General features: G+C 57.8%; 14 protein-coding genes. 7 read left to right on the top strand and 7 right to left on the bottom strand.

The features are described 5' to 3' along the window. Window positions 1–42: 42 nt before the first annotated feature. The 3 genes from ACYX4K_RS13195 to crp form a co-directional block, all read right to left on the bottom strand. Window positions 43–1,617: a tetratricopeptide repeat-containing sulfotransferase family protein gene (locus ACYX4K_RS13195; RefSeq protein ID WP_475091662.1), complete on the bottom strand. Its 1,575-nt coding sequence runs from the start codon at window positions 1,615–1,617 to the stop codon at window positions 43–45. Between the two features lie 86 nt (window positions 1,618–1,703). Further along, window positions 1,704–4,172, bottom strand: coding sequence for a TonB-dependent receptor (locus tag ACYX4K_RS13190; RefSeq protein WP_475091663.1), 2,469 nt, complete (start codon window positions 4,170–4,172; stop codon window positions 1,704–1,706). Window positions 4,173–4,464: 292 nt separating this feature from the next. Further along, window positions 4,465–5,100, bottom strand: a complete 636-nt coding sequence (crp, locus tag ACYX4K_RS13185; protein WP_475091664.1) for a cAMP-activated global transcriptional regulator CRP — start codon at window positions 5,098–5,100, stop codon at window positions 4,465–4,467. A gap of 336 nt (window positions 5,101–5,436) precedes the next feature. On the opposite strand from crp, the gene ACYX4K_RS13180 reads away from it, so the two are divergent. The 4 genes from ACYX4K_RS13180 to ACYX4K_RS13165 all read left to right on the top strand — a co-directional run bounded on the left by ACYX4K_RS13180 (window position 5,437) and on the right by ACYX4K_RS13165 (window position 9,200). Next, window positions 5,437–5,844, top strand: coding sequence for an OsmC family protein (locus ACYX4K_RS13180; protein WP_043320461.1), 408 nt, complete (start codon window positions 5,437–5,439; stop codon window positions 5,842–5,844). 127 nt (window positions 5,845–5,971) lie between these two features. Continuing rightward, window positions 5,972–6,496 (top strand): asparaginase, encoded by a 525-nt coding sequence (locus tag ACYX4K_RS13175; protein ID WP_475091665.1) that lies wholly within the window; start codon window positions 5,972–5,974, stop codon window positions 6,494–6,496. Between the two features lie 106 nt (window positions 6,497–6,602). After that, the gene (locus ACYX4K_RS13170; RefSeq protein WP_475091666.1) at window positions 6,603–8,120 is read left to right on the top strand and encodes an aldehyde dehydrogenase; all 1,518 of its coding nucleotides are present in this window, start codon (window positions 6,603–6,605) and stop codon (window positions 8,118–8,120) included. Window positions 8,121–8,441: 321 nt separating this feature from the next. After that, window positions 8,442–9,200: a TerC family protein gene (locus ACYX4K_RS13165; protein WP_475091668.1), complete on the top strand. Its 759-nt coding sequence runs from the start codon at window positions 8,442–8,444 to the stop codon at window positions 9,198–9,200. Between the two features lie 81 nt (window positions 9,201–9,281). Here ACYX4K_RS13165 and ACYX4K_RS13160 read toward each other — a convergent pair whose 3' ends face one another. Together ACYX4K_RS13160 and ACYX4K_RS13155 are read right to left on the bottom strand one after the other, a co-directional pair. Then, on the bottom strand, window positions 9,282–11,795 hold the full coding sequence (locus tag ACYX4K_RS13160; protein WP_475091670.1) for a choice-of-anchor D domain-containing protein: 2,514 nt from the start codon (window positions 11,793–11,795) through the stop codon (window positions 9,282–9,284). A gap of 225 nt (window positions 11,796–12,020) precedes the next feature. Continuing rightward, complete coding sequence (locus tag ACYX4K_RS13155; RefSeq protein WP_475091671.1) at window positions 12,021–14,288, bottom strand: serine hydrolase domain-containing protein; 2,268 nt, start codon at window positions 14,286–14,288, stop codon at window positions 12,021–12,023. Between the two features lie 311 nt (window positions 14,289–14,599). Here ACYX4K_RS13155 and ACYX4K_RS13150 point away from each other — a divergent pair, with 311 nt between their 5' ends. Beyond that, window positions 14,600–16,810, top strand: a complete 2,211-nt coding sequence (locus ACYX4K_RS13150; RefSeq protein ID WP_475091672.1) for an MltF family protein — start codon at window positions 14,600–14,602, stop codon at window positions 16,808–16,810. A 61-nt stretch (window positions 16,811–16,871) separates the two neighbouring features. Here the strand turns inward: ACYX4K_RS13150 and ACYX4K_RS13145 are convergent, their stop codons facing one another. Beyond that, a complete protein-coding gene (locus tag ACYX4K_RS13145; RefSeq protein WP_406828384.1) occupies window positions 16,872–17,249 on the bottom strand; it encodes a RidA family protein in 378 nt (125 codons plus the stop codon). Window positions 17,250–17,695: 446 nt separating this feature from the next. Between ACYX4K_RS13145 and ACYX4K_RS13140 the strand changes: the two genes are divergently transcribed. Continuing rightward, window positions 17,696–20,521 carry a hypothetical protein gene (locus ACYX4K_RS13140; protein ID WP_475091673.1) on the top strand — a complete coding sequence of 942 codons (2,826 nt, stop codon included), beginning with the start codon at window positions 17,696–17,698 and terminating at the stop codon, window positions 20,519–20,521. Next, window positions 20,499–21,614 carry a hypothetical protein gene (locus ACYX4K_RS13135; RefSeq protein ID WP_475091674.1) on the top strand — a complete coding sequence of 372 codons (1,116 nt, stop codon included), beginning with the start codon at window positions 20,499–20,501 and terminating at the stop codon, window positions 21,612–21,614. The genes ACYX4K_RS13140 and ACYX4K_RS13135 overlap by 23 nt, the downstream gene beginning before the upstream one ends. A 63-nt stretch (window positions 21,615–21,677) precedes the next feature. Here ACYX4K_RS13135 and ACYX4K_RS13130 read toward each other — a convergent pair whose 3' ends face one another. Beyond that, on the bottom strand, window positions 21,678–23,171 hold the full coding sequence (locus ACYX4K_RS13130; protein ID WP_475091675.1) for a CoA-acylating methylmalonate-semialdehyde dehydrogenase: 1,494 nt from the start codon (window positions 23,169–23,171) through the stop codon (window positions 21,678–21,680). Window positions 23,172–23,199 lie beyond the last annotated feature (28 nt).

The following is a 23,199-nucleotide window of genomic DNA, read 5'->3' as shown; positions in this document are numbered from 1 at the left end:
ACCAGGGATCCGGCACTACAGAGTGCATTGCCCGAGGCCGGGTTAAATTAACCCGGCCTTCGCAAAGATTTCGATGGCCGGCTGCAATTCTTTTTCATACTTTCGCCAGCGTGCCACCGCACTGCGGTAGATGGGCTGGCGTACCTGTACGCTGCTCGCCGTGGAAACCGCCGCATCGGACTGGTGGAACTCCAGGCAGGCCTCCTCCCAGGGCAACCCCAGATAGTCCATTAATGCGTGCGCTTCCCTCCGCGGGTTCTCGGTGAGCTGCTCATAACTTACCGTGTGGATCCTGTCTCTGAAAATTGTCTGCCAGTGATCGATCAGGTTCCGGTAGGCACAGATATAGCGCGCGGTATCTTCCAGGCTGTAGTGGTAGTGGTAGTAGCGAAAGTTGAAAGAAAACAATTGGCGAAAATTGCTCAGGCATACATCCAGTGGGTGCCGGTCGAGTACCACGATTTTCGCATTCGGCAGGCTGCGCAGAATAAACCCGAGATAGAGAAAATTCATTGGCAGTTTGTCGATCAGGTATGCGGCACTTTTGCCCCGTGCGCGGCAACGGGTTTCGTAGTCCTGTCCGATAGTTGCAGGGGTCACATTCAGTGCTTCGTCAATGACTTCCAAAGCCAGTGTGTGCGGGGAACCGGTGTTTGAGTGGCGCTTGATCGCCAGTGGAAACTCGTGAAGTTCACCCAGCGATTCGATTTGTGAGTGGCTGGCGAGAATACGCTCTACCAGTGTGGTGCCGGAGCGGGGCATGCCCACGATAAACAGAGATTGGTTGCCGAGCCCTGTTGCGCTATTCGGCGCTGCCGATGAGAACGCGGATTTCAGCCCGTCAAACAGTGTCGCGTCCTGCGCAAAGGAATAGCCGATCTTTTCCCGGTAGCGATGCTTGGCTGTCTCCAGGTATTCGAAAGCCTGTGCGTAGTCGCCGCTGCGCTCACAATCACGCGCCAGCGCGTGGCTCAAATAGAGCCGGTCCTCGGTGCTCAGTTGCGGCAGCTGTAGTCGTTTTTTCAATTCGGCCGTATTTTCTACACTCGCATTGTTCTTCCCCAATTCCGACAGCGCCCAGCGCGCGCGGGCAAAATCTGGCTGCAGCGCAATGGCTTTTTCATAGGCTGCGCGCGCTGCATCCATATTGCCGAGGAACTGCTCGGTGGAGGCGAGGTTAAATTGAAATTGGGGATTTTCCGGTGCCAGTGACACGGCGCGGCGCAGGGGGTTGATGGCCTTGTGGTGTTCGTCGAATCGCGCGTATATCACACCCAGTGTATCGAGAATCAACGGCCTCTCGGGGTTTGCCGCAAGTGCCAAGTCTGCCGCCTGAATTGCCCGGTCGTAGTCATTCAGTTGCGCATAGTAGCGCGCCTTTTGCGCGAGATATTCAGGATTCTCCGGGCAGCCTGCCAGCGCCCGTTCGACCATCTCGACTGCCTTGTATAGCTGGCCCGCCGCTGCCGCTGCGATACTGGCGAGAAACCAGGCATCGCTGTGCGCCGGGTCACCCTGCAAAATCTGGCGGCAGTAGTGGTGGAGTGCGCGCATGTCGCCCCGGTTGAGGGCCTGCTCTGCAGCACTGTGCAATTGCGCAATGGAGGGAGTCTGCATAGATGGCAATAAAATAAGGATCAACAAATAAAAAAGCCGGCCGGGACAGTGTATCCCAGACCGGCTTGATAGAAAGCCTACAGGTGTCAGAAGCTGTAGGTGAAGCGGGCACCAATGGTACGCGGAGTACCGACGTACTGGCCGTAGGAACGCTGGGTGAAGCCGTTGCCCCACTCGATACCCGGACCGTTGTTTTCGTCCTGCAGGTTGCGGCGGCTGGTGCGGGTTCCGGTGATGTAGTATTTGTCCCACAGGTTGTCCGCGAACGCCTGCACCGTCCACTTGTCCAGTGACAGGGTGGCAGACAGGTGGTGTACCGCATAACCCGGAATGGCTTCGCCACCGCGGTCACCCGCAGTAATGCTGCCATCTTCCTCGACCATATACAGCGGGTCTTCCGGGCCACCAACCATGTTGTACACATCGCTGGCGAACACGAGCCCGTAGTTCAGGGCTAGGTCATAGTTGCCCATTACCGTGGTTGAGTAGTTCAGGTTGAGAGAGCCCTGGTGCTCGGCGTGTCCCGGCAGGCGAGCGCCCGCATAGACATCGTAGGGGCCGACCAGGCCGGGGGCATCCTCGGTGAGCTCGGCATCGGTATACGCGTAGGTGAAGGCCAGATCCAGACTGTCACTGATCAGCCAGCTTCCCTGGAGCTCAAACCCCTGGCTGACGGCGGCGCTGCCGTTGCCGGTAATGGGGAGAGATCCATTTTGGGTGGTGGTGGCAACCTGCAGGTCGGTCCAGTCGATGTAGTACAGCGCGGTGCTGATAATCAGGCGCTCGCCGACCAGGCCTTTGTAGCCGATTTCGTAGTTGTCGATTTTGTCCGGGTCAATCAGTACTTCTTCCGGCAGTGCGCACAGTTGCTGATTATCGCTGGCGATTTGCTCCGGGGTACATTCCGGTACGGAGTTGACACCGCCGTTGCGGTAGCCCTGGGAGTATGTGAAATACACCATGCCGGAATCGGTCGCATCCCAGGCGAGGTTGAACTTGAACAGGTCTCCCTCGTCTTCCCCCTGATTGGTACCGAGGTCAATGTTGATGGCGTCCTGAGGAGCCCCGAGGAATACGGTATCGTACAGAGGGAGTCCGAAGCCGCCGGTAATGTCGGTTTCAAAATTGTAGCGACGGTAACCGCCGGTGACCGCGAGTGTGTCGGTCAGGCTATAGGTCAGTTCACCGTAAAAGGCAGATTCTTTTTCGTCGATATCGGTAAGCTGAATGTACTCTAGACTGTCTGGACGAAGCTGCTCGGCGCCCCAGTTATCCACAGCGAACTGGTCGAAGAAGGGGGTATATTCTTCACTGATCGCATCGGAAACATATTTGTTCTGGAAGTAACCGGCGACCCATTTGAACGGACCTTCATGCTGTGAGGACATGCGCAGTTCAAAGGTATCGGCTTTGTCTTTTACTTCCTCGCGCGTGTAGGCCGAGAACGACGGAAAGGAATCGTAGCCGTAGTCCAGGTCGAGCAAGAGGTCGGTCTGGTCGCGCTGGCCCAGCTCTTCATACTCGGATTGGCCGTAAACCATGGTGGCCTGGGCAAAGCCGAGATCACCGATCAGCTCGATACTGGTGAGCTTGTTGGTGTAGTGATTGGGCTCCTCATAGCGCATGCCGGATTCGTAGGGACCGGTGCCGAAGGAGAGCTGGTTGGCCAGCTGGCGACCCTCTGCCTTAGTATCCTGGTAGTAGTGCCAAAGGTTGGCTTCCAGCCAGTCGGTGGCGAGCCAGCGCACATTGATACGGCCGGATTTGGTGTCTTCGCCATTTGCGTCTTTGACTTTGCGCAGGTTCGCGGCGACATCATCGGGATCGTTGAAGTCAGGGTCCGGATTGGATACGCCAGATTCGCGCACAACATAGTTGTAATCAATAAACCCCGGATCCTGAATACTGTCGGCATTCACGCGCACGGCGAGGGTGTCGGTGATGGCGAAGTTCAGGGTTGCGCCGTACTCCTGACCGAGTCCGGAGCTTTCGCTCGTGCTGCTTGCGCTACTGCGGAGCTTGGCGGAGAAACCCGAGGGGTCGGCTTTGGCGGGAATATAGCGAATGGCGCCGCCCATTGTGCCCTGTCCGTAAAGGGTACCCTGGGGGCCAATCAGGACTTCTACCCGCTCCAGGTCAATTGGCTTCAGGTCAACCTGCAGCGGGATATCGCCGAGGTAGGTGGCCACGGTGCTGCTGCTGAAGCCCGGGCCCAGGCCACCGGTGTTCAGTCCGCGCACCAGCACATCGGGTGACTCATCGCGGGGGCCGCGATCCACCACGGTCAGGCCCGGAGTGTAGTAGGCGATCTTGGCGATGCTGTCGAGGCGCAGCTCGTCGATTTTCTCCCCACCCACGGCAGAAATGTTGATGGGAATATCCATCACGTTTTCTTCCCGCCGCGAACCGGTGACCACGACTTCTTCAAAAACCGGTTTGCTCTTGCTATCCGTTTCCTGCGCGGCGGCAATCTGCGGCAGGGGCATTGCCGCGCAAGAGATGGCCAGCGCCAGGTGGGATTTTTTTAGCGTGAGGTAGTTGTTGGTGTCCCTCATAAGATCTCCCTAAGACTTTTTCTTGTTTGTGTGTTGAATTGGCTGCAACCAACGTACCAGTGCAGGGGAGAATATTTTGCTAAAAAGCGGCAATTTGCAGAGTTTAATTTTGCGCGTGTGCGTCAAACTGGTTCTTGCGGGCACTTAATGTGCGAATAGCGCATCATTATGGTGCTTGTGCAGAATAAAATGCTAGACGGTCGTCTTGTATTTTGCGTGGGGCTGGCGCCAAACAGGCACAAAAAAGCCGGGGCTTGCCCGGCTTCTTCGTTGGATTCTTGTGTAAGAGGAACTAGCGTGTCCCGTAGACCACCATGGTTTTTCCTTTTACGGACACCAGGCCCTGCTCTTCCAGAGTCTTCAGTACCCGGCCCACCATCTCGCGGGAGCAGCCGACAATGCGACCGATTTCCTGGCGGGTAATCTTGATCTGCATACCTTCCGGGTGGGTCATCGCATCCGGCTCGTTACACAGGTCCAGCAGGGTGCGGGCCACGCGGCCGGTCACGTCCAGGAACGCCAGGTCACCCACCTTGCGGGTGGTGTTGCGCAGGCGGACGGCCATCTGGGTGGCCAGGTTGAACAGGAATTCCGGATGCTGACGGGTCAGTTCCTGGAACTTGGTGTAGGAGATTTCCGCAACTTCACATTCGGTCTTGGTGCGCACCCAGGCACTGCGGGTGTCCTGGTCAAACAGGCCCATTTCGCCGAAGAAGTCGCCGTCGTTCAGGTAGGCCACGATCATCTCGCGGCCCTCGTCGTCTTCGATCAGTACGGTTACGGAGCCGCGCATGATGAAGTAGAGGGACTCACAGCGGTCGCCAGCGTAAATGATGGTGCTCTTGGCCGGGTAGCGGCGGCGATGGCAGTGGGCGAGAAAGTCTTCGATGTTGCCAGTAGTCAGAGTGTCTTCGGTAGCGACCGTCACGGATCTACTCCTTTTCTTGAAATTTTTGTGCCTGATCCCGGGTAAGTGGATGATTATCCCGCTAAAACCCCGATGCCAACAGGGGGCATCACAGGTCAATGCTCAGCAATGTGATCTGGGCCACTTTTTGTCCGACGTGGGGACAGGGTGTTGTTTATAGCGGTTGTCGGCACCGGTGACAACCACCGTTAGTAAAGGCTCACTCTGTAGCGCCTGCCGCTGGTACGAGCTGTTACGGTGCCCGAGGCACCACAGCGTGCTGAGGATTCCCGCGACTCTTGTGATAAGCTCCCGGCCCCCATTCAATATGAAGGAGAGAGTTCCATGGCGGGCGTAATGCAGGGGCAGGTGACCTGGGTGAATGGTGTCACCTTTATCGGCGAGTCGGGCAGTGGCAATTCCGTGGTGATGGAAGGAGGCCAGAAGAACAATGGCATTCGCCCCATGGAGATGATCCTGCTGGGTGTGGGTGGCTGCGCCTCCTACGACGTGGTGGGTATCCTGCAGAAGACCCGTCAGGACGTGGCCAGCTGTCATGTGGAACTGAAGGGCCACCGCCCGGATGCGGTACCGGCGCCGTTTGAGAAGATCGAGATGGAGTTTGTGGTGCGCGGGCGCAATATCAAGGAGTCCCAGGTGGCGCGCGCGGTGGAGCTGTCGGCAGAGAAGTACTGCTCCGCGTCCATCATGCTGGGCAAGGCCGGGGTGGAGATTGTGCACTCCTACCGTATCGAAGAAGTCTGAGCCGCCAGCTTTCCTGTTGTAAGCCCGCAGCGTGCGGCTGCGGGTGACTGTCCCTAACGCTACAATTGTCTCGTTCTCCCGTGCCCACTAATATGCGCACATTTGTACTCATTCAGCGGGAAAAACGATGACAGATCTCAACCACAAGACCACCATCCGTATTCTCACCACCGGTGGCACCATTGAAAAGAGCTATTGCGAATCCGAGGGCACCCTCAAGAACCGAGCGTCCATCATTCGCGAGGGGCTGATCAGCAGCCTGCGCCTGCCCTATACCCATCTGGAGCTGGAGAGCATCCTCAACAAGGACTCCCTGGAGATGGACAACAGCGACCGCGACCAGATCTGCGCTGCCATCGCCAGCACCGCGCAGCAGGGCGACCCCATCGTTATCCTGCACGGTACCGACACCATGTCGATCACCGCCGAATACTGCTTTGAAAAGATGGGTACGCCGTCCGTCCCGGTAGTGTTCACCGGCGCCATGCGCCCCATGGGCTTTATCGATTCCGATGCCCGCCAGAATGTCACCGAGGCACTGCTCACCGCGCGCCTGATGCAGCCCGGCTTCTATATTGCCTTCCACAACCGGGTGTTCCCCATCCCCGGTGCGCGCAAGAACCTGGAAACCGGGACCTTCGAAGCCATTTAACCCTGTTACACTGCGCCTTTTTAATTGTGATCACATTTTAGGTGTAGGCTGAACAACCCTTCAGTTTTACTGGCTGCCAATTTTCATATTGAAGACCGAGGTGTTCATGACCGATCAGCAGAAACCGCAATCCACCCCGCAATCCCTGCAGGAGTGGCTCGCCATGGCCGACAGCCTCACCATCGAGGGGCGCGCCTTTATCAATGGCGAATATGTGGATGCCCGCAGTGGCCAGACCCGCCCCTGTACCAGCCCGGCAGACGGCCGCGAGCTGGCGCAGATCGCTAACTGTGGCCCGGAAGATGCCGAGGTGGCGGTCAAGATCGCCCGCGACACCTTCGAATCCGGTGTCTGGTCCCATATGCCTCCCATGGATCGCAAGAAGATCCTGGTGCGTTTTGCCGAGCTGATCGAAGCCAACCGCGAGGAAATCGCCCTGCTGGAAAGCCTCGACGCGGGCAAACCCATCAGCGATACCATGAATGTGGATGTGCCCGGTGCGGTGACCACTATTCGCTGGAACGCCGAAGCCATCGACAAGATCTACGACGAGGTTGCTCCCACAGGTCCCACGGAGATAGGCCTGATTACCCGTATGCCCCTGGGGGTGATCGCGGCGATTGTGCCGTGGAACTTCCCGCTCTCCACCACCGCGTGGAAACTGGGCCCGGCACTGGCCACCGGCAACAGCGTGATTCTGAAGCCCGCTTCCAACACCCCGCTCACCGCCATCAAACTGGCCGGCCTGGCGAAAGAAGCTGGCCTGCCGGACGGCGTACTGAACGTGTTGCCCGGGCCCGGCAGTACCCTCGGCAAGGCCCTCGGCCTTCACATGGATATCGATGGTCTGACGTTTACCGGCTCCACCGAAGTGGGCAAGACGCTGACCGAGTACTCCGGCCAGTCCAACCTCAAGCGCACCTTCCTCGAGCTGGGCGGCAAGAGCCCCAATATCGTGTTTGCCGATGCGGATCTGGACAAGGCGGCGCAAGCGGCGGCGCTGGCCGTGTTCTACAACCAGGGCGAAACCTGTACCGCGGGTACCCGCCTGCTGGTGGAAAAAGGCATTGCCGATACCTTTATCGAAAAAGTGAAGAAGGCCTCCGAGCGCTTCAAGCCGGGCCACCCGCAGGACCCGAACTCGGTGATGGGTGCGCTGATCGACCAGAGCCAATTCGACACCGTCGAATTCTACGTGGCCAAGGGCCTGGAGCAGGGCGCCAGTCTGGTGTGCGGCGGCAAGCCCGCAGAAGCGGTGGAAGGGGGGCACTACTACGAGCCGACTATTTTCCGCGGCGTAAGCGGCGACATGACTATCGCCCGTGAGGAAATCTTCGGCCCGGTGCTGTCCATTATCGAATTCGAGACCGAAGAGGAAGCGCTGAAGATCGCCAACGATTCCATCTACGGCCTCGCTTCCGGTGTCTGGACAAAAGACATCAGCCGCGCCCACCGTATGGCTCGCGATATCCGTGCCGGATCTGTGTGGGTGAACAACTATTTTGGTGGCGATATCACCGTGCCGTTCGGCGGCTTCAAACAATCCGGCAACGGCCGCGACAAGTCCCTGCATGCGCTGGATAAGTACTGCGAGCTTAAATCCACCTGGATCGACATCAGCTGAGGAATCACTGAAAAACTACTGCGCGTGCGCCTGGCGGCGTCCGGCGGTGCTCGGCAGCTCATGTATTCGACATACACTCCGCTGCCTCCGCTCCGGCGGCCACCACCAGGCACCCGCTCGCTACGTTTTTCAGCGATTCCTGATTTGCTTAATAACGAACGACTCCGTTGGGCCGCTATTGCGGCCCTTTTTTTGTCGGTTGGCTGGGGCTTGGCCTGATTGCCGCAAACCGCATACACTCTCCGCGGAATTAATGTATTTGCCAGTGCGGTTGCGCAGCTGGTTAATTTTCTGCACGCCTTTATTGCTTTGGGGAACCTCATGTTCGAATGGATTGCGAGCCCGGAGGCCTGGATTGCCCTGGCCGCCCTGGCGGCCCTGGAAATCGTGCTGGGCATTGACAACATTATCTTTATTTCCATCCTCGTTGGCCGCTTGCCGGAAAAGCAGCGGGAGTCCGCGCGCTTTATTGGTCTGGCCCTGGCGATGATCACCCGCCTGGGGCTGCTGTTTTCCATCGCCTGGATCATGGGGCTGACGGAGCCCTGGTTTACCGTGTTTGGTGAGGAAATCTCGGGCAGGGATGTGATCTTGATCGGCGGTGGCCTGTTCCTGTTGTTCAAGGCCACCCACGAAATTCACAACAGCCTGGAAGGTGTCGATGGCGAGGCCACCTCGACCAAGACTGCCACCTACGGCATGGTGCTGGCGCAGATTGCGATTCTGGATATCGTGTTCTCACTGGATTCGGTAATCACCGCGGTGGGCCTGGTGGACCATATCTCCATTATGGCGATTGCCATCATTCTTGCAGTGGCGGTGATGCTGCTGGCGGCCAAGCCCATTGGCGATTTTGTCGACCGCCATCCCACCATCAAGATGCTGGCGCTGTCGTTCCTGATTCTTGTGGGGGTCACCCTGATTATCGAAGGCTTTGAGGTACACGTACCCAAGGGCTACATCTACTTTGCCATGGCATTCTCGGTGGCGGTGGAAATGCTCAATATCCGCATGCGCAGCAAGAAGGCGAAAGCGGTCGAAGCGGTAGAATTACGCAAGCCAATCCGGGAGACGGAGTAGGGGATACACGGAAATATCCAAAAAAAGGGGCGCTGGTGGAAAGCCCGCGCCCCTTTTTCATTTCAGTCTACCGGTAGTGAATTACTGGCATAGGCTGCGGATAGCGTGCGCTTCCTGTGCCGCATCCATCCACAGATACTCGTCATCATCACCGAAGTAGTAATAGACCGAGTTGTTGGGCAGGATCAGTACAGAAATGCCGCCATAGCCCGACATAAACGGCAGCCACAGGGGGTTGCTGCATCCGCTCATATCGCTGCTGACTTCGTGGGCCCATAAGCCGTTGTTGTATTTGTAGTCGTTCAGCGGTTCCAGACCGCGGTCACTGCTATCCCGCTGCAGAGCCGCATCCAGCTGCCCTTGGTGCAGCACGGACTGGTTATCGTCCGCTAGGAACGCGCCGATTTTCGCCACATCATCCTGTAACCACATCAGCCCCCAGCCGGCGAAAGGCTGTTGCACGCTGTCGTAGGTGCGGCGAGTAAATTCTGCGGTGGGGCTGACACCCAGCGGCGCTAATACTTCATCGAGGAGAATATCGGTGAAGATATCGCTGCTGCTGCCTTCAATACCCTGCAGGTAGGCGTTCATCGCGGTACCCAGAATGTAGGTGTCCGAGGTGTGATATACCCACTTGGTGCCCGGGGTCGCCTTGCGTGGGTACTCGGTACAGCTGTAATTGATTTTGCTGGCGTGATCTTCCGGCAGGAACAGGTCGTTGGTATGGCTGGCGCCTTCGTCGCTCATATAGCCGGCGAGCTTGTAGTTACCGGTACCCATATCCAGTGCATTGCCAAAGGTCACGTCATTCCAGTTGCCGTTGGTATTGCATTCGCTGATATAGCTGCCGATGGACTGGTTGAAGGTGCCCGGATACTTCTGTTCCAGTCGCATCAGCGCGCCACCGGCAAATACTGACTTGGCGCTGGAATAGGACGGAACCACCAGGGATTCACAGTATGGGTAAGTACCCTGGCGAGTGCTGCAGCCACCGACATAGTGGGTGCCGTCGATCACAAAGCCCACCAGGGAGATTGCCAGGGGGTCCTTGCCGTTGGGTGTGGCGAAGGCGGTGTAATCCGTGCCCGGGTAGTCTTGTGTCAGTGCGCTTAGAGGCTTGCTTGGCATACGCGCTGCGACTTCAGCCTGGTAGTCACTAACCAGAGCCGCGCTGTTTCCGACGGACTGTGGCGTGTAGTTGGCGGAGAGCTGCCCCCACATATCAAACTGGTAATACAGGCAGGTTTCACTGGCGATCTGATAGGCCACATCAGAAACGGAGCCGTCGTCCTTGAACAGGAAGCTCATCACCCCATTGTGCATGCAGTTGGCGTTTTTCTGTTGCAGGGCAAAGGGCAGGGCAACGCGGCTGTAGCCCGCATCACCGTTTTCATTCCACACCCGTCCCGGTGTCAGTACATATTCCCATTCCGGGTGGCTGCTGGGAATGGAGCCCCGCTGGCTGGGTAAGATATGACTGCCCGTCTGCACAAATTCAAAATCGAATTCCGGCAGGTGTTTGCGCGTTGCATCCTGGGACCCGGTGTAACGGAAGGTATCCTTGTGCTCGTCAAAGGCACCGCCGCTGGCTTCGCCGAAGAGCTCCAGAGAACCTTCAAACTGATTGGTGGGCATGGCTGCGTCGGCTGGCAGTGCATAGTGGGAAAAATTCACCAGACTGCCGGGGTCACTGCCGTTGATCAGAGTGGTCATGGTAAGCGCGGAGCGGGAAACATTGCCGCTGCCAGTGAGCGGGTCAAAATCTTCCACACTGCCGCCGCCCTCACTCGATGAGCCGCTCAGGTTGATGGTGAGGCTGGATTCATCCGGGTCGTTGGAGGTCAGGGTAATGGCACTGCCAAAGCTGCCTTCGCTGGACGGCGAAAAGGTCGCTGAAATTGCACAACTGCTGCCTGCGGCAACGGTGCCGCAATTGTTGCTGGTAATACTGAATGGCGCGGTGGGTGCGCTGGTGTTGCTGATCACCAGTGGGGCAGAACCCTGGTTGGATACGGTAATGACCTGGGAGCTGGTATTGCCCGGGGCAACATTTGAAAAGCTGACACTGGCCGGCGCGCTGATATCGGGGTCGGTGGGGGCGCCGCTGGTGCCGGTGACCAGCGCCTGGTGACCGTAGCAGTAGTCACCGTTAGTGGAGCCTGTTCCGCGGAAGCGGAGTTGCACATCGGTATTGTTGTCGATCCCGGCCGGTGAGCTGCTGCTATTGAACTGGGTGCCATTATCGTCACCATTGGCGACAGTGACTGCGGTGGTCCAACTGCTGCCGCCATCGGTGGAAATTTCCCCGTAGCAGAATTCGTTGTTCTCCAGTGAACCTGCGGACAAGGTCAGCGATACCGAAACCGCGGAATAACCGGCGGTCGATAACGTGTGGGTTGCACTGGCTCCACCGCGCAAGCGCATGGTGCCATTGTGTGGGCCCACGTTTCCGGTTGTACTCCAGTCGCTGATATTGCCGCTGCTGAAACTGTCGGAATAAATAGTTTCCGCCTGAGCGCTGGCTGAGCCCGCCGCACTCAATAGCAGAATGGCCGTCGCGAGTCCTGCTCGCGATCGCTGGTTAGTCGATTTCATATTCGCACCTTGATTATTTTTATGAGCTGGGACTGCCTTTGCACAAGCGCCTAGCGCGTACATTGGCACGGACTTAACATGAATGTGCGGTCGAACATCCTGTAGGACCAGCTACCGCGATGGCGTAGTACCAGTGGCGAAATGTCGTGAAATCAATCTTCGGATATAAAAAAGGCGGGCCCGTTGCCGGGCCCGCCGAAGCGCGATTGCGCAGGAGTCAAAAGGTTACTGACAGGCGCTCTGGATCTGGTGCGCCTCTTGTACGGCTTCCAGCCAGTAGTAAGTGTCATTGTCGCTAAAGTAGTAGTACACGCTGTCGTTCGGCAGCAGTACCACGGTAATGCCGCCAAAGCCGGACAGGAATGGAATCCACTGGGCGCCGCTGCAGCCACTCAGGTTGCCGGCCACATTGTGTGCCCAGAAACCGTTGTTGTAGCGGTAGTCGGTCAGCGGTACTGTGCCGGTATCGCTGCTGTTGCGTTGCAGGGCGGCGTCGAGCTGGTTGCTGTCGAGCATCTGCTGGCCGTTGATCTCGCCATCGTCAATTCCCACAAAGCTTGCGATTTTCGCCACGTCGTCCGGCAGCCACATCAGGCCCCAACCGGCAAATGGTTGTTCAACAGAGTCGTAAGTGCGGCGGGTATACTGGCCGGTAGGGCTCACGCCAATCGGTTCCCACAGGTCGGCGACAATGGTGCTATCGAAGATATCTGCATTGCTGCCCTGCTGATCCTTCAGGTAATCATTCATATGAGTACCGGCAATATACGTATCCGATGTGTGGTAAACCCACTGAGTTCCCGGTGACGCTTTGCGTGAGTACTGACCGCAGCTGTAGTTGATCTTGTTGCTGTGGCTGTCGACCAGAAACAGACCGTCGGTGTGCGATGCACCTTCATCCGACATGTAGGTTGTACTGCCATAGTTTCCTGTCGCCATATCCAGAAGGTTGTTCAGGGATACATCGGACCAATTACCATTACTGCTGCACGCGGGAACATGGCTTGCTACGGAGGTGTTCCGTACGCCGGGGTAAAGTTTTTCCAGTCGCATCATGGCCACGCCGGCGAAGAAGGATTTCGCCGAAGAGTAGGATGGAATCACCATGGAGTCGCAGTAAGGATAGTCGCCGTTGCGGGTCACACAGTCGCCACGGTAGTGCACGCCACCATAAATAAATCCGGCGGTAGAAACATGGCTGGCATCGGTGCTGTTCGGAGCCTCAAACGCGGAAGGATCAGTACCGGGGTAGTCCGTACTGAGTGCGGACAGCGGTTTGGTGGGCATACGAGCGGCGATCTCGGCCTGGTAGTCCTGGATCAGCTGGCTCTCGTTGGCAATGGTTTCCGGGGTGTAGCTGGCGCTAAGCAGCCCCCACCAGTCGGCCTTGAAATACAGGCAGGTCTCGCTGCTGATCTGATACGCCACCTTGGAGGTCGAGCCGTCTTCCTTGAACAGGAAGGTCATCACCCCGTTGTGCATACAGTTTGCGTTGCGCTGCTGCAGGGCAAATGGAATGGCGGCACGGCTGTAGCCGTTATCGCTGTTCTCCTGCCACACGCGGCCGGGGGTCAGCACGTATTCCCAGTTCGGGTGTGTGCTGGCGATGGAGCCGCGCTCCAGCGGGAAAATATGGCTGCCGGTCTGCACAAACTGAAATTCAAATTCTGGCAAATGCTTGCGTGTGTTGTCGCCGCTGCCGGTGTAATTGTAGGTGTCGACCACTTCCGCAAAGCTGCCGCCGGTATCCTCACCGCTCAGTGTCAGGGTTCCGGTAAACGCGTGCTCTGGATGCGCGGCGTTTTGCGGTACACCGTACGCGGCCAGGTCCACACGGCTACCCGGATCACTACCGTTCATCAGGGTGGCATAGCTGAGTGTGCTGCGGGAGACACTGCCGGATCCGGTCAGCTCATCGTAGTAGTCATCGTTGCTGCCGCCGCTTCCCGATCCGCCACTACTGCTACTACTACTACTGCTACTACTACTGCCGCCACCGGTGTCCACATCGCCGGTGACCAGGATATTGTCACCGTAGCAGTAATCATTGTAGCGGTTGACCGCGTTGCGATAGCGGATGACCAGCTGATTTTTGTTGTCCGCATCGATGGCAACACTACCTGCCGTGTAGAGGGCACTGTTGTCCTGACCGTTCACCAGGGTAATGGCATTTGTCCAGGAGCTGCCGCCATCGTTGGAAACCTCGGCAATACAGCTGTCGGTGCTCTCCAGGGAGTAGGCGGAAATATCCAGGGAAATATTGACGTTTACGTAGCCAGCGGTAGAGAGTGTGTAGCTGGCGCTGGCATTGGGCCCGCGCAGCCCGATGGAATAGTTGCCGTAGTAGGCGTTGGTGTAAACGTTACCGGTAGTGCTCCAGCCGGCAATATCTCCGTCTTGAAAGTCCTCGTCGAGAAGCGTACTTGCGTGCAGGCCTGGCGTCGCGCAGGCACTGAGCAGCGCGGCCAGGGTGAGGTGTCGAATTATTTTCATTTTTGGTTTCGCCTGTCTGTTGTTTTGAGTGGCTGCCGGGACAGAACACAATTACCGGCCACCGAATTCATGAATGGGCAGGATTAACTTCGCCGAAAACCGATGACAGGCATAGCGCCAACCGAAGGTGCGGGATAGGGCCAGAGGCTGTGACGAGTGACTTGGCTGGGTGAAAAGTGGTCAGGTTGGTCACAAAGCAGAGATTGTGCGACAGTAACTTTAGCGGTGGCACTCAGGGGGCGCGTGCGCTGAATCACGCTCTGGCTTTTGCAGTGTCGCTGGAACAGGGAATTTTTTCTATGGGGAATAGCGTGGCTGTCACAGGGTTTTATCGCGGGTTGTTCTGGTTCACTGTGGTCCTTCTTCTAGTGGCCTGTGGCGAAAGGACGTCCGAGCGCCCGGGTACCGACGCACCGGAGATCCAAAACCACGAGGGGGCGGACCGGCAAGATACCGGGCCGGGCGATGGTGCAGTCACTGCGCCGCCACATCCACAAGAGGCCCCGTTCACAAATTATCTAGAGACGGGCGACCTCGAAGCGATTACCGCACGGGGCACCTTGCGGCTGCTGGCCCCCCAGGGCCTGGAGGAGGAGTCGCTGCCGCGGGATGGGCTGCCCACCGGCGAGTGGCGTGAACTTGCGGAAAAGTTCGCCCGCCAGCGCGGGCTCGAGCCGCAGTGGATCTATGTGGAAGACTTTGCACAACTGATTCCCGCCCTTATCGACGGGCGCGGTGACCTGATTGCGGTCAACTTTTCCCGCACCCCGGAGCGCGCAACACAGGTCGCCTTCACCCGGCCCCTGGAATACGTGCAGGAGCAGCTGATCACCCGTCGCGACCATCAGCAACAGACGGCGGAGCTGGAAGTCGCACTGCGCAACGGCAGTGCCTTCGTTGCCACTCTCGCACAACAGTCCAGCGAAGAGCGGGTGTTGATTCCCCGGGTACTTGACGGACCCGTCACCCAGGATGAACTGCTCGATGGCGTAGCCTCAGGTGAATACGACGGTACCGTGATCGACAGCAACCTCGCCGAGGTCATGCTTGCGGATTACCCGACGTTGCAGGCTGAAAACCTGCGGGACAGCCGCCGCGCCATCGCCTGGGCCGTGCGCAGAGACAGCGCGCAACTGGAGCAGGCGCTGAATGAATATTTTACCGAAGAGCATCTGATTGCGGCCCAGCGCCGCGCCAGCGCCCTGCGTGACTGGGAGCAGATCAAGCAGACCAAAACCCTGCGGGTGCTGACCCGCAACCATCCTGCGTCCTACTTTATGTGGCGCGGTGAGCTGATGGGGTTTGACTACGATTTACTGAAACGCTTTGCGAAGGATAACAGCCTGCGCCTCAGTATGGTGGTGCCCGGCCCCGAGGTGGATCTTGCGAATGCACTGGCTGAGGGAATGGGCGATGTTATCGCCGCGTCACTGACCATCACCGAGGCGCGCCAACAGCAGGGCCTGGTGTTTACCCGTCCCTATATGCAGGTGACCGAGCAGTTGATCACTGCGGTGGACAGCAGTGCGCAGCTGGATATGGCAGTCCCCGTGGCTGAGCGTTTACAGGGGCAGTCGGTGGCGGTGAACCCGCTGAGCAGTTATTACTCCAGCCTGCAGCTGCTGCAGGCCTCCGTGAGCGCGGACGCGACGCTGGATATTCGCGCGGTGCAGGGGGCAACCACCGAGCAGCTGATCGATGCGGTGGCCGAAGGGCACTATGACTACACCGTGGCGGACTCCCACCTGGTGCAGATCGAGCAGACCTACCGCGACGATTTTATGGTGGTGGGCAATCTTTCCGGCGAACAGGATATCGCCTGGGCGGTACGCGGGGATCAGCCGCAATTGCTCGACAAGCTGAACGGCTTCCTCAATCAGTATTATCGCGGCCTGTTTTTTAATGTCACCTACAACAAATACTTCAGGGAAGAGAAGCGCATCCGCGGCAAGCACCGGGAGCGGCTGCGGGATACCTCGGAACTGTCTCCCTACGATCCACTGGTACGCAAGCACGCGGTGCCCGCAGACAGGGACTGGCGCATGGTGGTGTCGCAGATGTATCAGGAGAGCCGCTTCAATCCCAAGGCGCGCTCCTTTGCCGGTGCCCGTGGCCTGATGCAGGTGATGCCGCGCACTGGTCAGCAATTGGGCATTTCCGATTTATATCAGCCGGAAAACGGAATTCGCGCGGGTATCTCTTATCTCGGCTGGCTGGAAGAGCGCTTCCCGAGAGCCCTGCCGTTTGACCAGAAAATTTATTTCACCCTCGCCGCGTATAACGCGGGCCACGGGCACGTGCGGGATGCGCGGGTGCTCGCGGAAAGGTTGGGGAAAGACCCGAACCGCTGGTTCGGCAATGTGGAAGAGGCCATGTTGCTGCTGTCACAGCCAGAGCACTATAAAAAAGCCCGCTTCGGTTACGTGCGGGGGCGTGAGCCAGTGAACTATGTGCGGGAAATTCGCGACCGCTATTTTGGCTACCTGTCGGTGGCGCAAAACGAGCGGGCGTCAGAGCGTTAATCCCGTGTGAATGCGGAAGGACCTGGCGATCCTTCCTTAATTTACCATTCAGGTGACCGGATCAAATCCGCGCGGTGACCTGAATTTCAATCTTCATCGCATCGTCCAGCAGTCGCGCTTCAAAAACGGTGGCGGCAGGGCGCACCTCGCCCAGCCACTTCTGAAATACCGGCCAGCAAGGCTGGAAGTCATCCCGGTTCGGCAGGATATAGGTAACCCGCGCAATGCGCTCGATACTGCTGCCGGCTTCCTTCAACGCCTGCTCGATATTGGCGAAACACTGGTCTGCCTGCTCGGCTACATCGTCGCTGATACTGTTGGTAGCGTAATTGAAACCGGTGGTGCCGGAGACAAAAACATAGTCGCCATCCACCACTGCGCGGGAGTAACCAATCTTGCTCTCAAACTCCGATCCGCTGGAAATCAGCTTTCTGCTCATTCTGTGTATTCCTTTCGTTGATTGGCTTCCCTGAAACAGATCTGGCCGGTGGCCACCCGCTCGGGCTTTTCTGCTTTGGTTGGCCAGTTTTTTGGCGCGCGGATGATGACACAGGGCAGCGTTTTCTCCTACGGCAAGAGAGCGTCGTCGTTAACCCCTTTTACTCATGCAATGACAATTCTGGGTGGAATGTCACCACATTGCTCGCAGGGCAATCAATGAGGGCCATAAAAATGATTAAAAGGGGCTATTGAGGCGCCAAACATCCACCGGCATCATTTTCCGCCTGTGACGAAGTGAGATGCGCGTCACAGTTTCTGGGCGGCTGCTTGGGGGCAGCCCGAAAGGAGAGGTGGGCACAGAGTGATCCAGTCAATGGGTGGTGTCCCGAGTTTTTCAAACGGTTATCGACAAGGAAGCACTCCAGCCGGAGTGAAGGGGAAAGCATGTACAAACAACTCGCACTGGCCATTGCGGTCACTGCACTCACAGCCTGCGGCGGCGGTGGCAGTTCTTCAGACAGCGGAAGCTCCAGTAGCTCGAGCTCAAGCAGTTCGAGCTCCAGTTCCAGTAGCTCGAGCGGTGGTAGTTCCAGCTCCAGTTCCAGCTCTGGATCCAGTAGCGGTGGTACAGGCAGCGCCATTCCCGTTGGCGGTACGGCCGCCAAGGGCATCATCGCCGGTGCACTTGTTGAGGCCTATGGCGCGGACAATACCCTGCTGGGCTCGGCCACCACTGGCTCTGACGGCAGCTATTCCATTGATCTCGCCGATTACACCGGCGCGGTAAAACTGGTACTGAAAAACCCGGCAGACAGTGTCGCCATGGTGACCTGTGATACCGCCGTGTGCCGCACCGCCGGCGACAGCGACGATGACACCGATAAAGATGGCAGCATCGACTTTGGGGAAAAATACGCACTGGATTACCAGTTGAGCTCGGTGACTTTTGTTGATGCCAGCGCAACCAGTGTTTCCTCCAGCATTACCGCACTGACCACGCTGGTGGCTGAAAAAGCCGGCCCTGCACCCACCCAGGCATCCATCAACGCTGCCAACCAGTTTGTCAAAGACACCTTTGGTCTGGATGCAAACCCGAGCACCATCGCTCCGGTTGACCTGACCAGTGCCACGGAAGCCGGAGAGCAGGAACTGCGTTTCGCCCTGCTGAACGCGGCGGTAGAAGCCGCGGCTTCCGGTGACGTGGCTGCACAACTTGTCAGCCTCAGTGCCGGCTTCGATGCCAATACCGTTGATGCGGAAGCGGTGAAAGCGATCAGCGCTGCGCTGGAAGAAGTGGCCACTGCCACCAGCGAAAACAACGAAAGTCTGGCCGGTGTGGCCGACGCAGCCAGCGCAGCCCAGAGTGACGCCGACGAGGCCGTCGAAGAAAATTGTGGCGATCGCGCCAGCTGTACCCCACCGGTAGAAGTAGACTCCGAACTGGCGGATAACCTGCAGGCGGCAAAAAACCTGATTGCTACCGCGCGTAAAGTTTCCATCGAAGCGGTTGAAGCCATCGCATCAGAACTGGACGACACTGCCGACACTTACAACCAGGACAACCTGGTTGTACAGATGGAAGGCGCGGCAGAAATCCTGGCCGAAGCGAATGGTGAGAACCTGGAAGCCTTCTCTCTCGCCGCGGGTATTCTCACCGTGCAGCTTCTGGACAACTTCGAAAACGATGCGGATTACGCCGCGACACTTGCCGGTGCTGCCGAGGTATCTTTCGGCGATGCGGAGTGCGAAGGTGATGCCACCTGTGAATCGGAGTTTGAGCAAGCCAAGGATGCCTATCTGGCTCAATTCCAGGCAGGTACCATCGCCTTGGTTGATCGCACCCTGAGCCTCACTGGCGGTAAAGTCGCACTCAGTGATAGTGAGGGTGTTGTCGATGTCGATATTGACATTACCCTGCCCGAAATTCAGTACTCCGAAGCAGAGGAAATGCGCTATCTCGCTGAAGGGACGCACGCACTCGCCATTAACGGCACCGCCGTTACCGGTGACGCAACACTGACCGTTGCCGAAGGTTCCCAGGCGGCAGTCGTGATTGGTGAAGATGTATTTGAACAGCTGGAAGCGGCACCGAAAGTTGAGCAATTGTCTTTGCAGCTGACGGCCAGCATTGAAAATGCGGAGTACGCGTTTGAGGGGGGCATCGAAGCCGTAGTGGCGCGGTCTGAAGCAATGTTCGCTTCGATAGACGGCATTGTTGATGCCGGTGAGCAGAACTTTGTAGCCCTGCTGCCGCAGAAGGTTGCTCTGTCCGGTGAGTTCAAGGAAAAGGCAACCGACAAGCTGCTTAACGCTTCCGTGTCCCTGACCATCGATAACCTCGATGACTTTAGTTACACCCTCGAAGGCTTTGAGCGTGAAGACCTGGCCAGCTACACCTACAACGCCGAAAACAACACTCTGACCCTTGTACATGGTGAAGCCGGAAATCGCGTGACTGTGGTTTACTCCCATCGCTATGAAGAGGCAAACTTCCAGCACTTTATCGATGTAAATTGCAGTGTCGAGGGCGATGCGCAGTGCCCGTGGACTGGCGAGAGCTATGACTTCTGGGGCGTAAACGAGCTGCTTGAGGACGTTACCAGCCAGTTCGAGTGTGAGAATGAACCCGTCTGGGGATACTGGAATTGGGACAGCAACCAGTGTGTTCAAGGCGTTGCTGCTAGCGAGACCAATATCGCTCAGGATATTCGCATCGCGTTTACCGCTGATCACCAGAACCTGATCAACGGCCTGGAAGCAACTGTGCCGTCGGAGGGTGTGTACTCCGCAGGTCCGGAAGACTGGTGGGGTGCAGGCCTGTGGACCACCTCTCTTTTTGCGGATAGTGAGAGTGGCAATCTGATGGCAACCCTGGAAAATGCCGAAATGGACTTCGACGCGGAAGGCCGTTACCTTAAAGCCACCGCCCGTGTTGCTACCACCGGTAAGCTGTCCGCCAACCTGCCCACCATGGATGTGGAGCTGGTTGTGAAGCGCACCGGTTATACCGTGGGTGACGTGGTGCTGGCTCTGGCCTGGGGTTCCGATCAACTGCGTATCGAACTTGATCTGGCCGACAACGAGCCGAAAAACATCGTCATGAGCGACGGTGAAGGTGCAGCCTTTATGCTGGAGTTTGCCGAGTTCGAAAGCGATGATCTCGTGCGCGGGCACATCATCAAAGACGGTACCGTCTACGGAACTGTCAGCAAAGAAAACGATATTTACCTGATCACCTGGATCGACAATGCGATTGAAACTCTGCTCTAAGCAGGGAGATATTCGCAGAAATGGATCGGGCCACCACTGGTGGCCCTTTCTGTTTCTGGGGTTGATGAATGTGCCGCTACAGTCAGTCGCACTACCCAGCCCGGAAGTCTCTCTCGATTTTTCCAGCCGTACCGTCAGTGAAGCGCTGCCCATCAGCGAATTTGCCGGCAAATGGAAGCAGGCCCCGGGCCGCGGCGAGAATTCCTGGACCAGAAATCGCCTGGATACCGGTGTCTGGCTTGGGGACTGGGGGCTGTCTTACACGGTCCGCTACGACTACCAGTTGACCTATAACCGCGCCACGGCCGATCTCTACTATCGCGACGAACAGGACCTCACTCCGCCTGAGGGTGCGGTGCCGGTATATCTGAACGCGCTGCAACTACTGGCCGACGGTATTCGCCTGAAGCGTCGCTGGAGTCTCGACAGCGGCCTGTTCTTTCAGGCGGATGTCAGCCTGCTGAAAGCGCGGGAATTCCAGGACGGCACTATCGATGGGCTGTTGAGCAGCGACGAGCAGTTTTTTGCCGGTAATGCGTCTCTGGACTACCGCTATTCCGAAGATTTGTTGCTCGCGCACGATTTCGAAAAGCCCGAAGGTGAGGGGCTTACCCTGGATCTGGTGGCCGGGTACCAGAACAACCAGCGCAAAATGTTTGTGCGGGTGGAGGATGCCTACAGCCTGATTCGCTGGGAGCGGGCACCCTATACCTACGGTAAATTCGATACCGCCGACCGCGATGTAGAAGACGAGGTGCAGCTCGCCCCGGTATTTTCCGGTTGGCGTGAACTCGAGGACCATGAGTTCACCATGCCGGTGTACGCCACTGGCCGCTACGTCGAGCAGATGAGCGGCTATCAGCTTTCACTGGACGTAGAGTATTTCGCCGACACGGTGCGCTACCGCCCGGGAATCCGCTGGGGCAACTTACCCGGCAACCCGTATGTGGGTGTGGACGGTGAGGAGGGCCAATGGCTGTTCGCCCTGAGTGACGACAGTGGCCTGGTCAAATTCCAGTTGGGTTTTGACAACCCCAGCCTGGACAAATCCCACAGCCTGACAATGGCAATGGCCTGGTCGGCGCAGTTGTAATTCTGCGCGCCAACAAAAAAAACGCCCGCAGTATTGGCTGCGGGCGTTTTTATTTGCCTGTGATTAATTGCTGGGGAACGAGAACTGGGCACCTTCCCGCACACCGCTGGAAGGCCAGCGCTGGGTGATGGTTTTGCGCTTGGTGTAGAAGCGCACACCGTCCGGGCCATAAGTGCCGAGGTCACCGAACAGGGAGCGTTTCCAACCGCCGAAGCTGTGGTAGGCCACGGGTACGGGCAGGGGAACGTTGATACCGACCATGCCTACCAGAATATTGTCACTGAAGTAGCGCGCCGCTTCGCCATCGCGGGTAAAGATGCAGGTGCCGTTGCCGTACTCGTGATCGTTGATCATCTGCATGGCCTGCTCCATGGAGTCCGCGCGCACCACCAGCAGTACCGGACCGAAGATTTCCTCTTCGTAACAGGTCATGCCCGCTTTCACGTTATCGATCAGGGTGCCGCCGACAAAGAAGCCACTTTCAAATCCGGCGACTTTCGGGTTGCGGCCGTCCACCACAATGGTGGCGCCCTGCTCGGCGGCACTGGCGATATAGCCGTTGACCTTGTTCATGTGCGCCTCGGTGATGACCGGGCCAAAGTCGTTGCCGCTGTCGCTGTAGGCGCCCACTTTCAGGTCCTGCATGGCGGCGGACATCTTGTCGATAAACGTATCCGCCGCTTCGTCGCCCACACAAACCGCTACCGACAGGGCCATACAGCGCTCGCCGGAGGAGCCAAAGGCCGCACCGGTCAGTGCCGCGACGGCATTGTCCATATCCGCATCCGGCATGATGATCGCGTGGTTTTTGGCTCCGCCCAGCGCCTGGCAGCGTTTACCGTGCGCGGTGGCGGTTGCGTAGACGTATTCGGCAATGGGGGTGGAGCCCACAAAGCTGACCGCTTGCACGCGCGGATCCGTAAGCAGTGTATCCACGGCGACCTTATCGCCATTGACCACATTGAATACGCCGTCCGGCAGGCCGGCTTCCTGCAGCAGTTGTGCCAGCAGTAGGGAGCAGGAAGGGTCGCGTTCGGAAGGTTTTAGTACAAAGGTGTTGCCGCACACAATGGCCAGCGGAAACATCCACAGGGGTACCATGGCTGGGAAGTTGAACGGGGTAATACCGGCAACCACGCCCAGCGGCTGCATCTCGCTCCAGGAGTCGATATCCGGGCCCACATTGCGGCTGTGTTCACCCTTCAACATTTGCGGCGCGCCGCAGGCAAATTCCACATTGTCGATTCCGCGGGTCAGTTCGCCCATGGCGTCGTGAGAAATTTTGCCGTGCTCTTCGCCGATCAGCGCGCAGATTTTTTCCGCATTGTCTTCCAGCAATTGCCTGAACTTGAACATGATGCGCGCGCGCTTGGCGGGCTGGGTGTTGCGCCAGCTTTTATAGGCTTCGCCCGCGGCGGCAATGGCTTCTTCCACGGTGGCCTTGCCGGCAATCGCAACTTGTTTGGATACGGCGCCGGTGGCCGGGTTGAATACGTCCTGGGTGAGCTCGGCGGCGTCGGTGGTACTGCCGTTAATAAAATGGCCTACGGTGTTCATGTTGTTTCCTCTCGAAAATATTTAATTG

The sequence above is a fragment of the Microbulbifer sp. ABF4_107 genome, from assembly GCF_056312215.1.
This window is presented reverse-complemented; position numbering and strand designations above follow the sequence as displayed.

Excerpts from the sequence above, each read along its gene's own strand:
- ACYX4K_RS13195 (WP_475091662.1), bottom strand. The coding sequence starts at position 1,617 with ATGCAGACTCCCTCCATTGCGCAATTGCACAGTGCTGCAGAGCAGGCC.
- ACYX4K_RS13190 (WP_475091663.1), bottom strand. The coding sequence starts at position 4,172 with ATGAGGGACACCAACAACTACCTCACGCTAAAAAAATCCCACCTGGCG.
- ACYX4K_RS13180 (WP_043320461.1), top strand. The coding sequence starts at position 5,437 with ATGCAGGGGCAGGTGACCTGGGTGAATGGTGTCACCTTTATCGGCGAG.
- ACYX4K_RS13175 (WP_475091665.1), top strand. The coding sequence starts at position 5,972 with ATGACAGATCTCAACCACAAGACCACCATCCGTATTCTCACCACCGGT.
- ACYX4K_RS13170 (WP_475091666.1), top strand. The coding sequence starts at position 6,603 with ATGACCGATCAGCAGAAACCGCAATCCACCCCGCAATCCCTGCAGGAG.
- ACYX4K_RS13165 (WP_475091668.1), top strand. The coding sequence starts at position 8,442 with ATGTTCGAATGGATTGCGAGCCCGGAGGCCTGGATTGCCCTGGCCGCC.
- ACYX4K_RS13160 (WP_475091670.1), bottom strand. The coding sequence starts at position 11,795 with ATGAAATCGACTAACCAGCGATCGCGAGCAGGACTCGCGACGGCCATT.
- ACYX4K_RS13155 (WP_475091671.1), bottom strand. The coding sequence starts at position 14,288 with ATGAAAATAATTCGACACCTCACCCTGGCCGCGCTGCTCAGTGCCTGC.
- ACYX4K_RS13145 (WP_406828384.1), bottom strand. The coding sequence starts at position 17,249 with ATGAGCAGAAAGCTGATTTCCAGCGGATCGGAGTTTGAGAGCAAGATT.
- ACYX4K_RS13140 (WP_475091673.1), top strand. The coding sequence starts at position 17,696 with ATGTACAAACAACTCGCACTGGCCATTGCGGTCACTGCACTCACAGCC.
- ACYX4K_RS13135 (WP_475091674.1), top strand. The coding sequence starts at position 20,499 with ATGCGATTGAAACTCTGCTCTAAGCAGGGAGATATTCGCAGAAATGGA.
- ACYX4K_RS13130 (WP_475091675.1), bottom strand. The coding sequence starts at position 23,171 with ATGAACACCGTAGGCCATTTTATTAACGGCAGTACCACCGACGCCGCC.